Source organism: Rhodococcus sp. (in: high G+C Gram-positive bacteria) (assembly GCF_049591685.1).
Lineage (GTDB): Bacteria > Actinomycetota > Actinomycetes > Mycobacteriales > Mycobacteriaceae > Rhodococcoides.
Genome location: NZ_JBAWFH010000207.1, coordinates 1 through 9,942 on the forward strand (window position 1 = coordinate 1; position 9,942 = coordinate 9,942).

10 protein-coding genes and 1 pseudogene are annotated in these 9,942 nt (G+C 65.5%); 4 read left to right on the forward strand and 7 right to left on the reverse strand.

The window, feature by feature from the left end; translation table 11 throughout:
* Positions 1 to 61 precede the first annotated feature (61 nt).
* Positions 62 to 379, reverse strand: a pseudogene (locus WBQ44_RS08855) (TauD/TfdA dioxygenase family protein); the annotation flags it as partial.
* Positions 380 to 697: 318 nt separating this feature from the next.
* Here WBQ44_RS08855 and WBQ44_RS08860 point away from each other — a divergent pair.
* The gene (locus tag WBQ44_RS08860; protein ID WP_495566334.1) at positions 698 to 2,059 is read left to right on the forward strand and encodes an FAD-dependent oxidoreductase; all 1,362 of its coding nucleotides are present in this window, start codon (positions 698 to 700) and stop codon (positions 2,057 to 2,059) included.
* A 15-nt stretch (positions 2,060 to 2,074) separates the two neighbouring features.
* Here WBQ44_RS08860 and WBQ44_RS08865 read toward each other — a convergent pair whose 3' ends face one another.
* Entirely contained in the window at positions 2,075 to 2,686 is a 612-nt protein-coding gene (locus tag WBQ44_RS08865) for an HhH-GDP family DNA glycosylase (protein ID WP_495566335.1), read from the reverse strand.
* Between the two features lie 25 nt (positions 2,687 to 2,711).
* On the reverse strand, positions 2,712 to 3,581 hold the full coding sequence (locus tag WBQ44_RS08870) for an SMP-30/gluconolactonase/LRE family protein (RefSeq protein ID WP_495566336.1): 870 nt from the start codon (positions 3,579 to 3,581) through the stop codon (positions 2,712 to 2,714).
* Positions 3,582 to 3,648: 67 nt separating this feature from the next.
* On the opposite strand from WBQ44_RS08870, the gene WBQ44_RS08875 reads away from it, so the two are divergent.
* Positions 3,649 to 4,383 carry an amidohydrolase family protein gene (locus WBQ44_RS08875; RefSeq protein WP_495566337.1) on the forward strand — a complete coding sequence of 245 codons (735 nt, stop codon included), beginning with the start codon at positions 3,649 to 3,651 and terminating at the stop codon, positions 4,381 to 4,383.
* 10 nt (positions 4,384 to 4,393) lie between these two features.
* On the opposite strand, the gene WBQ44_RS08880 is transcribed toward WBQ44_RS08875, so the two are convergent.
* On the reverse strand, positions 4,394 to 4,876 hold the full coding sequence (locus WBQ44_RS08880) for a DUF456 domain-containing protein (protein WP_495566338.1): 483 nt from the start codon (positions 4,874 to 4,876) through the stop codon (positions 4,394 to 4,396).
* Positions 4,873 to 6,009, reverse strand: a complete 1,137-nt coding sequence (gene purT / locus WBQ44_RS08885) for a formate-dependent phosphoribosylglycinamide formyltransferase (protein ID WP_495566343.1) — start codon at positions 6,007 to 6,009, stop codon at positions 4,873 to 4,875. The genes WBQ44_RS08880 and purT overlap by 4 nt, the downstream gene beginning before the upstream one ends.
* Positions 6,010 to 6,175: 166 nt before the next feature.
* Between purT and WBQ44_RS08890 the strand changes: the two genes are divergently transcribed.
* On the forward strand, positions 6,176 to 7,252 hold the full coding sequence (locus WBQ44_RS08890) for a CaiB/BaiF CoA transferase family protein (RefSeq protein ID WP_495566339.1): 1,077 nt from the start codon (positions 6,176 to 6,178) through the stop codon (positions 7,250 to 7,252).
* Positions 7,253 to 7,281: 29 nt separating this feature from the next.
* On the opposite strand, the gene yczR is transcribed toward WBQ44_RS08890, so the two are convergent.
* Positions 7,282 to 8,751, reverse strand: a complete 1,470-nt coding sequence (gene yczR / locus WBQ44_RS08895; protein ID WP_495566340.1) for a MocR-like transcription factor YczR — start codon at positions 8,749 to 8,751, stop codon at positions 7,282 to 7,284.
* A 102-nt stretch (positions 8,752 to 8,853) separates the two neighbouring features.
* Here yczR and WBQ44_RS08900 point away from each other — a divergent pair, with 102 nt between their 5' ends.
* Positions 8,854 to 9,342, forward strand: coding sequence for a methylated-DNA--[protein]-cysteine S-methyltransferase (locus WBQ44_RS08900; protein WP_495566341.1), 489 nt, complete (start codon positions 8,854 to 8,856; stop codon positions 9,340 to 9,342).
* Positions 9,343 to 9,445: 103 nt separating this feature from the next.
* Here WBQ44_RS08900 and WBQ44_RS08905 read toward each other — a convergent pair.
* The coding region (locus tag WBQ44_RS08905; RefSeq protein WP_495566342.1) for a hypothetical protein at positions 9,446 to 9,942 on the reverse strand (497 nt) is incomplete at its 5' end.

Here is a 9,942-nt window from a genome sequence, read left to right on the forward strand (position 1 = left end):
CCGTATTGCTGGGCCGGGGTCCGACCGTATTGCTGGGCCGGGGTCCGACCGTATTGCTGGGCCGGGGTCCGACCGGTATGTCGCCGCGGAGCGTGATGCGGTGCATGACGCGGTGCGCCGTGCCGTAGTCGCGGTTGGCGTAGTGCAGGATGCCGCGGTTGTCCCGGAGTACGAGGTCGCCGAGGCTCCACGGTGCCGCACGATGTGCTCGGGCTTGGTCAGGTGCGCGTACAGGAAGTCGAGAATTCCGCGGCTTTCGGCGTCGGACACGCCGACGATGTGCGAGGTAGTAGCCGAACTCGCGGTTGCCGTCGTGGATGGCGGTGAGCTTTTCGATCATGGTCCGCACCGGGGCGGCCAGCGATTCGTAGGCGAGTTGGTCGCAGCACGCGGCAGCTCCGTCGATGCGGGGGCACGCGTGCGCGGGAACTATGAAAGTCGAGGCGGCCGCAGTGGAACGGGGCCGATGGGTCGGGTGTGGTCACCGACAACAGATGGTGGTGCACGTCCGGCAGAGGTCGACGGTGAGGCGTCGAACCAGCGTCGCGGAGCGCATGACGCAAACCCTACCTGAATAATAGGAAACTTGAGAAGTCGGCGCGTTACCGTAGGAGTACGCCCACCAGCACAGATCAGGTAACACTTAATTTATGCTGGGGTGTCCGCACATGCCCTCGACGAAGGTAGTTCGCTGCACATGACTGATCAGACTCGTCCTCTCCGCGTCGCCATCGTCGGCGCCGGCCCGGCAGGCATCTACGCCGCCGACGCGCTCATGAAGTCCGATACAGACGTGAGCATCGACCTGTTCGAACGCATGCCCGCACCCTTCGGCCTCATCCGCTACGGCGTCGCCCCCGACCACCCACGCATCAAAGGCATCATCACCGCCCTGCACAAGGTCCTCGACAAGCCCCAGGTTCGCCTGCTCGGCAACATCGACTACGGCACCGACATCACCTTGGGCGACCTACGCCGCTTCTACGACGCCGTCATCTTCTCCACCGGCGCCAACGCCGACCGCGACCTCAAAATCCCCGGCATCGAACTCGACGGCAGCTACGGCGCAGCGGACTTCGTCTCCTGGTACGACGGACACCCTGACGTCCCCCGCACCTGGCCCCTCGACGCCGAAAAAGTCGCCGTCCTCGGCGTCGGCAACGTCGCCCTCGACGTCGCCAGAGTGCTCGCCAAGACCGGCGACGAACTCCTCCCCACCGAAATCCCCGCCAACGTCTACGAAGGCCTCAAAACCAACAAGGCCACCGAAGTGCACGTCTTCGGCCGCCGCGGACCGGCCCAAGCCAAGTTCACCCCGCTCGAACTGCGCGAACTCGACCACTCCCCCAACATCGAAGTCATCGTCGCCCCCGAGGACATCGACTACGACGAGGGCTCCGAGCAGGCCCGCCGCTCCTCCAAACAGGTCGACATGGTTGCCAACACCCTGCAGGACTGGGCCATCCGCGACGTCGGCAATCGCCCGCACAAACTGTTCCTGCACTTCTTCGAATCTCCCACGGAGATCCTCGGTGAAGACGGCAAGGTCGTCGGCCTGCGCACCGAGCGCACTCAGCTCGACGGCACCGGCAACGTCAAGGGCACCGGCACCTACAACGAGTGGGACGTACAAGCTGTGTACCGCGCCGTCGGGTACCTCTCCCAGAACATCAGCCAACTGCCGTTCGACGAGCAGGCAGGCACCATCCCCAACGAAGCAGGACGCGTGCAAGACGAGGGTGCGCACGTGCCCGGCACCTACGTCACCGGCTGGATCAAGCGCGGACCCGTCGGCCTCATCGGCCACACCAAAGGCGACGCCAACGAAACCGTCGCATGCCTGCTCGAAGATGCCCCCCACTTCGACGGTGCTGCCGAACCGACCGAACAAGCCGTCGTCGACTTCCTCGAAGGCAAGCAAGTTCCGTTCACCACCTGGGACGGCTGGTACCGCCTCGACGCCCACGAGCGCTCCCTCGGCGAACCCGAAGGCCGCGAACGCGTCAAGGTCGTCGAACGTCAGGACATGCTCAAGGCTTCCGAGCCCGACAAGGCTTAGGGTGCTTCTTCGCCTTTAGCGGAGCGACTTTCGGACCAGAGCCGCGGCCAAGGCCGCGGCTTTGCCGTCGGGAGCGAGGTGCGCGAGCTCGTAGGGATCGGTGGGGAGGCCGAGCTTCTTGGCTTCGTCCGCGGACTTCTTGTCGAAGTACGGTCTCGCCCAGGTCCACACCTCCTGCACCTCGCGCAGAAAGATGTCGGCGCCCGTCGGGCCGATGCCCTTGAATTCCTCGACGAGCTCCTTGGCCTTCCCCACATCGCCGTCGGCCTCGGCGGCGAGCGTGCGTAGGTCACCGCGGTAGACGTCGCCGACCCGCGCGCCCAGTTCGTTCAATCGAGTCGCCGTGCTCTCGTCGTACCGCTTGTAATGCCCGCGACCGAGCGCGTCCACGAGATCCCGCCACTTGGCGTCGGCCATCTTCTGGGGAGTCCGGTACCCCGCCCGAAACAGCTCCCGCGCAGCCGCCACCGCGATGTCGGACGAGATACGGGTGCTCAGTAGCAGCGAGAGCACCAGCAGCTCGAACAGCGGCGACGGCGTGTCGTCGAGCGATATGCCGGCGTCGGCGGCGAAGGTGGAGTCGTTCTCCGCGAGCAGCTCCTTGACCGTGTCATGGTGAGAAGTCATGCGGACCGGTTACCCGGCAAACCCACTACACACGCACGGCCAGCAATTTTCCTTCCGTCTCGACCTTGCGCTGGTGCTCGTTGAAGTCCGGTGCCGCGCACACGAACAGAGTCCGCCCGTCGTCACCACCGAATCCGCAGGCGAACACGCCGGTGTCGAATTCCAGCTGGTCGACGATGCCCTTACCTGGCTCGATGTGGACGATCCGCTGACCCAAAGCGTCTGCGGCCCAAAGTGATCCGTCGGTGTCGATCGCACATCCGTCCGCTGCCACAACAAGCTGACCCATCGCGGTGGCCATATCGCCCATCTCGGGCAGCTCGGCGAACTTGGCCCAGTCGCGGCGCTCTCCGAGTGAACCGTCCGGGTGGACCGTGAAAACGCTGATGCGGTTTCCGACGGTCTCGTCGACGAGCAGTTCACCGTCCGGCGTCAGCGCCATCCCGTTGGGGAAATAAAGATCGGAGGCGACGACCCGGGCCGACCCGTCGGGATCGACACGGATGAGGTCCGCCGTCGCAGGTGTGCCCATGTTCATCAGATCGAACCCGAAGTTGCCGACGTAGGCCCGGCCCGAGGCGTCGACGAGCATGTCGTTGAGGTTCGCGCTCACGTGCGAAGACAGATCTGCGTGGACGGCGAGAGATCCATCGTCCTCCCTCCGCAAGATCGTGTGATCACGCATGGACACGACGAGGAGGCGGCCGTCGGGCAGCCACCCCAGTCCCGACGGTTGCTGCGGCACCTCGGTCTCGACGCGCACATCCGAGCCGTCGGCCTCCGCCGACAGGACGCGGTGACTGTAGAAGTCGGAGACCCAGATTCGGCCGTCGTGCCACCGCGGGCATTCGAAGTACGTGTATCCGCCCAAGACGGTGGTGAACTCGGCTTTCATGGGTCCGATTGAAACACCGGCTCGGGTCCTGCCGTGTCGAAATGACACAGCTGGCATGCTGTGACGTGTGTTCGACGCCCACCGGTACATCCTCGATCCGCGGTTCCCGCTGGTCGATAATCAGGGGTATCCACCCGAGCCGTACACGATCGCCGATTACGAACGCGATACCGACGGGCTGGGCATCACCGGCGGAGCCGTCATCAGTTCCTCGTTCCACACCACCGATCAGGCCTACCTCGTGGCCGCACTGGAGGCGTTGGGCCCCGGCTGGGTGGGCGTCGCACAACTCGACCCGGACACGACCGACGACGAGATCATCACTCTCGACGAAGCCGGCGTTCGCGCGATCCGCCTGAACCTCAAGCGCGGCGCAACCGATGTGCAGACGTTGACCGCGCAGGCCCGGCAGGCGCACAGTCTCGTCGGCTGGCATGCCGAGTTGTACGTCGAGGCGTCGATGCTGCTCTCGCTCGAACCGATCCTCTCGAAACTGCCCGCGGTGAGCATCGACCACCTCGGAATGTCGTCGCAGGGACTCAAATACCTACTCGACCTCGTCGACCGCGGTGTGCGGGTGAAGGCATCGGGCTTCGGCCGCGTCGACATGGACATCGTCGACACGATGAAGCAGATTCACGCGGTCAACCCGGCGGCGTTGATGTTCGGCACGGATCTCCCCGGCACGCGCGCACCCAGGCGGTTTCTCGAATCCGACCTCGACCTCGTCGCCGAGGCAGTGGGCGGCGACCTACCCTCGGTACTCGGCGGCAACGGTCGAGCCTGGTACCGAGTCAGATAACTTCGCACCCTCAGACGAAGACTGCCGCTGCGAGCCAGACACCGGTTGCCAGCAGGGCACCCAGCAGTTCGACGAGGATGGAAAGCCCTGCCGCCTTGGTGGCGTGAACCGTCGAGCGCCACGCCTCCGAATGGTTACGGTGCCTGGGTAGTTCGGCAGCGTAGGTGCCGCCGATGAAACCGACGAACAGCCCGATCACCGGAATGACGAAGAATCCGACGATGCCCACGAGGCCACCGATGATCAGCGAGCGCGTCGGGATGCCCGCGTCCTTCATGCGGCGTCCCGGCCAGGTGTACTTGACGATGCCGCTGACAACGAGCAACGCTGTCGCGACTGCAAATACCACCCAGGCACCGGTGCCGCCGGTGACGAACGCCCACACCGCAATTGCGCCGAAGATCAATATGGTGCCGGGCAGGATGGGCAGCACAATGCCGACGAGGCCGATCGCAATGACGATCGCGACGAATACTTCCCCGAGAGCGCTCACGTGACCGGGCGAACTTTGCCTGCGGCTTCCGTCGCCCGCGCGCGGGCGGTGACGATGTCGCCCGCCGTCGACACGGCGACACCCATGCGCCGACGAACGAAGCTCTCCGGCTTGCCGAACAGGCGCAGATCGGTCTCGGGCACAGCCAAGGCGTCGGCGACCCCCTCGAACGCAATGCCCACGGCGTCGACTCCGCCGTAGACCACCGCGGACGCACCGGGCGAAATCATCGTCGTGTCGATCGGCAGTCCGAGAATGGCGCGGGCATGCAATTCGAACTCCGAGAAGCGTTGCGTGCGAAGCGTGACCAAGCCGGTGTCGTGCGGACGCGGACTCACCTCGGAGAAGTACACGTTGTCGCCTTTGACGAATAATTCGACACCGAACAGTCCCTTACCACCCAGCGCGCCGGTGATCTTCTCGGCCACTGCCTGAGCAGCGGCGAGCGCGTCATCCGACATCGGTTGCGGCTGCCACGATTCGACGTAGTCGCCTGCGTCCTGCAGGTGTCCGATGGGCTCGCAGAAATCGGTGTCGGAGCCGGACCGCACGGTGAGAAGTGTGATCTCGTAATCGAAGTCGACGAAGCCCTCGACGATGACGCGGCCGAGGTCGACCCGCCCGCCCTTCAGTGCGTATTGCCAGGCTGCGTCGACGTCCTCCGGACCGCGGACGACGGACTGGCCTTTGCCCGACGACGACATGACTGGTTTGACCACGGCCGGATAGCCGATGGTTGCGAGCGCGCTCTCGACCTCTGCCAGCGAATCGGCGAAAGCGTATGGCGATGTCGGTAGTCCGAGTTCCTCGGCAGCTAGGCGCCGGATGCCCTCGCGATTCATCGTCAACTGCGTCGCGCGCGCGGTCGGAATGACGACGGTACGGCCCCTGGCCTCGACCTCCGCCAGAGCGTCGGTGGCGATGGCCTCGATCTCCGGAACGACGAAATCGGGCTGCTGCGCATCGATCAGAGCGAGCAACTGCTCCGGATCGCTCATGTCGATGGTGAAGGCGTAGTGGGCGACCTGATGGCCGGGAGCATGGTCGTACCGGTCGACCGCGATGACTTCCACACCAAGGCGCTGAAAGGCGATGATCACTTCCTTGCCCAGTTCGCCCGCGCCGAGCAGCATCACGCGCGTAGCTCCCGGCGTCAGAGGTGTACCGATCCTGTGCGGTTCCGTCGCTTCGCTCACTCGGCCATTATCCATGGCCCCCTACTGGTTGGACGTCCACGATTAAGTTAACCTCCATTCACATTCGTACGAACATTGACGGCCTGACCGGAACGAGGAATACGTGTCGAGTAGTGGTGGACCGCTGACAGGACTTCGCGTCGTCGAACTAGCAGGTATCGGGCCCGGCCCGCACGCTGCGCTTCTGCTCGCCGACCTCGGCGCAGACGTCGTCCGTGTACAGCGCGCGGGTCAGATCTCCGAGCACGACCAACAACTGCGCAGCCGCACCATCGTCGAGGCCAACCTCAAGGACCCGGCGGACATCGAGAAGGTGCTCAGCCTCATCGAACGCGCCGACGTGCTGATCGAAGGGTTCCGCCCCGGCGTCACCGAGCGCCTCGGCCTCGGACCGGACGCTGCGCTCGCGCGCAATCCGCGGCTCGTCTACGGACGCATGACCGGGTGGGGCCAGGAAGGACCGTGGGCATCCACGGCAGGACACGACATCAACTACATCTCGGTGACGGGTGTGCTGCACGCGATCGGCAGGCAGGGCGAGCGACCCGTTCCGCCGCTCAACATGGTCGGCGACTTCGGCGGCGGCTCGATGTTCTTGATCTTCGGCATCCTGGCAGCGCTGTTCGAGCGTCAGACGTCCGGCGAAGGACAGGTGGTCGACGCCGCGATGGTCGACGGCACCGCCGCTCTCTCGCACATGATCTGGGGTATGCGCGGGGTCGGCGCCTGGTCCGACGAACGCGGCGTCAACATGCTCGACACCGGCTGGCCGTACTACGACACCTACGAGACCGCCGACGGCAAGTACATGGCCGTCGGTGCGCTGGAGCCGCAGTTCTTCGCCGAACTGCTCCGCTTGCTCGAACTCGATCCGGCCACCACACCCGGCCAGGGTGACCGCGACCGCTGGCCCGAGATGCGGCAGCTCTTCACCGACACCTTCAAGAGCAAAACGCGCGAGAGCTGGGCCGCGATCTTCGATGGCACGGACGCCTGCGTCTCTCCCGTACTCACCTTCGCCGAAGCCCCCCACCAGGTTCACCTAGAGGCCCGCGAGACGCTCATCGAGGTCGGCGGCGTCACTCAGCACCGGCCGGCGCCCAGGTTCTCCCGCACCCCCAACGGCACTCCGACAGCCCCGCCGTCGACGGCTGCGGACCTGGAATCCGTCTGGCGCTGACCCCGGCCTCCTTTTCGCCTCGGCGGGTGTCAGAAGACCATTGCCGGCTGTTCGGCGTCGCTCGTCGGCGCCAACGCCTGATACGCGCTTGCCGTTGCAGCGACCGCAGCGGTCAGTTCGGCGGGCTCACGGGTGTACGGCATCCGAAGGAATCGCTCGAACGCGCCCTCGATGCCGAAGCGAGGACCCGCAGCGAGAACGGCACCGAAGTTCGGCACCGTGGCCGCCAAGGCACTCGACACCGGCGCGGGAAGCTGTAGCCACAGCGACATCCCGCCCGTCGACCGTCGGTACTTCCAGTCCGGAAGATGTTCTGCCAGAGCGCCTTCGAGCACATCGCGACGCTCCCGCAGCTGTTCGCGTCTGACCTCGAGGATCGCATCGGCGTCTTGCAGCAGGAAGGCTGCGGCCAACTGATCCATGACCGAGGTGCCGAGATCGTGACCGGCGCGGGAGCCGGCGAGGCGGCTGATCAGCGACGGGTTCGCTCGGATCCATCCGATCCGCAGGCCACCCCAGTACGACTTCGACGCCGACCCGATCGTCACGACGTCCGTGCCCGACACCCGTCCGAACGATGCGACGGGAGGGGGCGGTGGCGCGTCCAGCCACAGGTCCACCATGGTTTCGTCGACGATCAGCGTCATCGATTCCTCGCGCGCGATCTTTGCGAGTTCGGCTCGGCCGTCGGCGCTCAAGCACCGTCCGGTCGGGTTGTGGAAATCGGGGATCAGGTACGCGACCTTCGACGCCGTCTGCCGTGCCGCACTGCGGATTCCGTCGAGGTCCCACGGGTCGCCGTCGGGTCTGATCGGCACGGGCACCGGCCGGGCGCCGATGCGTCGAATCGCTTCCAGCGCATTGGGATACGTCGGATGGTCGATCAGCACTCGGTCGCCGGGAGCGGTCAACGAGCCGAGCAGAAGCCGCACTGCCTGCTGCGCACCTGAGGTCACCATGATCTGATCCGGCGTCGTCGGCAATCCACGTTCGACGAAGCGCCGCGCAATTGCCTCGCGCAGAACCGACAGCCCGATCGGCTCCATACCGTGATTCGACAGGTACGCCGGAAGTGCGAGCAGCGCAGAGTTGTACGCAGACATCATGGCCTCGGTGGGTGCCGCCATGGCTGCATGACTCATATCGACGACCGGTCCGTTCGGCCGAGAATGCACGAGCAATCCGTTCGGCCTCGCCATGTCCGGCAGAGCGACGGTGCTGCGCGCTCCCTGCTTGCTGATCAGGTAACCCTCTTCACGGAGAACCGCGTACGACGACGTGATGGTGGTGCGGCTCAAGTCCAGGGCCGCCGACAGGTCCCGTTCGCTGGGCAGCCCCACCCCCAGCGGGATGCGTCCGTCGTGGATCAGCAGGCGAACTCCGTCGGCGAGTGCCCGGTACGTCGGCCGAGATGTGCGCTTGCGGCCCGAGTCACTTTCCCCTCGCCAGCCCCCGAGATCCCGCGCGAGCGAAGTGGCATTGAGTACCCGTGTGGACATCAGTCGATCCTACTGGTAAGCGGCTCCGCCGCCCGTGTTCACAAAGTGTTGTTGGAGAAGCACTTTTCAGACACGGGTGCGGGAAGCGCACATACTGAACACATGCCGTACGCACTGTTCGACACCGCACTCGGAACGTGCGGCATCGCCTGGTCCGAGCACGGCATCACCGCGGTGGAACTCCCGGAAGCCACCGGCGACATCGTCGGCGAACCCAACGAGGTCGTTGCCCACGCCATCGCAGCGGTGCAGGCGCTTCTCGACGGCCGTGCAGTGGACCTGTCGACGATTCCCGTCGTGCTCGACGTCTCGGACTTCGACAGAGCCGTGTACGACGTGGCCCGGGCCATTGCGTTCGGATCGGTGCTCACCTACGGCGCTGTGGCGGCGAAGCTGGGACGTCCCGGTGCCGCCCAAGCCGTCGGCGGTGCGCTCGGCCGCAACCCTGTGCCCATCATCGTGCCGTGCCACCGCGTTCTCGGATCAGGCCGCGCGGTGGGTGGCTTTTCCGCACCCGGTGGCGTCAATGCCAAGCGCCGCATCCTTGCTATCGAAGGTGTCGCGGGATTCGGGGAAGCGACGCTGTTCTGAGGTGACGTTGCCGTTCTGAGGTGACGTCGTGATTGCACGATAGTTCGGGGCTCAGGGCCGGATCAGCCTTCGAGGCCGAGCTATCGGGCAACCAGGGCATTGGTCAGCCCCGCACGGCCTCGGCGACGGTCTGCGGACTTCCGTCCACCGTCAGCACCGGCCTCCATACCCCGTCGACGGTTGATGCCTCGACGGCTTCCGGGGTGAGCGCTCGCCCCACTGCATGGATGACAGTTTCGTCGTCGCAGGTCAATTCGACAGTCCCGTTGTAGTCGGTATCCTCCGGTGCCCTGCACACGACGCCGCCTGTGAAGGCCAGCGTCTGCACGTTGCTCTCCGCGGGGCCCGTGAATACCGTCGCAGAAACCGGTGGGTCCGTCGTTGTCGTCGGCGGATCCGTCGTGGTGGTGGCCGGAGGTTCCGCAGGCTCGACAGGTGTCGTCGTGGTCGGTGTCGTCGTAGTGGGCTCTCCTGTGATGCTCGGAGCCGTTGTCGCGGTCGGCTTCGTTTCAATCGGTGCGTCCGCGGGAGCTTCTTCCTGCGTCGACGCGTCGCCGGACTCTGCTGTAGGTGCGTCTTCGACGGTTTCCGCTGTCTCGA

Excerpts from the sequence above, each read along its gene's own strand:
- WBQ44_RS08860 (WP_495566334.1), top strand. The coding sequence starts at position 698 with ATGACTGATCAGACTCGTCCTCTCCGCGTCGCCATCGTCGGCGCCGGC.
- WBQ44_RS08865 (WP_495566335.1), bottom strand. The coding sequence starts at position 2,686 with ATGACTTCTCACCATGACACGGTCAAGGAGCTGCTCGCGGAGAACGAC.
- WBQ44_RS08870 (WP_495566336.1), bottom strand. The coding sequence starts at position 3,581 with ATGAAAGCCGAGTTCACCACCGTCTTGGGCGGATACACGTACTTCGAA.
- purT (WP_495566343.1), bottom strand. The coding sequence starts at position 6,009 with ATGCTGCTCGGCGCGGGCGAACTGGGCAAGGAAGTGATCATCGCCTTT.
- yczR (WP_495566340.1), bottom strand. The coding sequence starts at position 8,751 with ATGTCCACACGGGTACTCAATGCCACTTCGCTCGCGCGGGATCTCGGG.
- WBQ44_RS08900 (WP_495566341.1), top strand. The coding sequence starts at position 8,854 with ATGCCGTACGCACTGTTCGACACCGCACTCGGAACGTGCGGCATCGCC.